Source organism: Mesorhizobium sp. 2RAF45 (genome assembly GCF_052115225.1).
Taxonomy (GTDB): domain Bacteria; phylum Pseudomonadota; class Alphaproteobacteria; order Rhizobiales; family Rhizobiaceae; genus Mesorhizobium; species Mesorhizobium jarvisii.
Genome location: NZ_JBFRGG010000042.1, coordinates 1 through 548, shown reverse-complemented (window position 1 = coordinate 548; position 548 = coordinate 1). Strand labels below are relative to the sequence as shown.

At 63.3% G+C, this 548-nt stretch carries 1 protein-coding gene; it reads right to left on the bottom strand.

The genetic code is table 11. From position 1 onward, the window contains the following. Positions 1-548, bottom strand: a 548-nt coding sequence (locus AB4Z43_RS33495) for a 2-oxo acid dehydrogenase subunit E2 (RefSeq protein ID WP_441940998.1), incomplete at its 5' end; no start/stop codon positions are given.

Sequence of the window (548 nt, the reverse complement as noted above, 5' to 3'; positions counted from 1 at the left end):
CTAGACCAGCATGCCCATCGGGTTCTCGATCAGCCGCTTGAAGGCGACCAGAAGTTCGGCGCCGAGCGCGCCATCGACAGCGCGATGGTCGGTCGACAAGGTCACCGACATCACGGTGGCGATTTTGATCTCGCCATTCTTGACCACAGCCCGCTCCTCACCCGCGCCGACCGCCAGGATCGTCGCATGCGGCGGGTTGATGACGGCGGCGAAGTCCTTGATGCCGAACATGCCAAGGTTGGAGACGGCCGTGGTGCCGCCCTGATACTCCTCCGGCTTCAGCTTGCGGCTGCGCGCGCGGCTGGCCAGGTCCTTCATCTCGTTGGAGATGGTCGACAGCGTCTTTTCGTCCGCATGCCGAATGATCGGCGTGATCAGGCCGCCGGGGATCGAGACGGCAACGCCGACATCGGCATGCTTGTGCTTGACCATGGCACTTTCGGTCCACGAGGCATTGGCATCCGGCACAGCCATCAAGGCCATCGCCATCGCCTTGATGACCATGTCGTTGACCGACAGCTTGTAGGCGGGAGCCTCGCCCTTGTCCG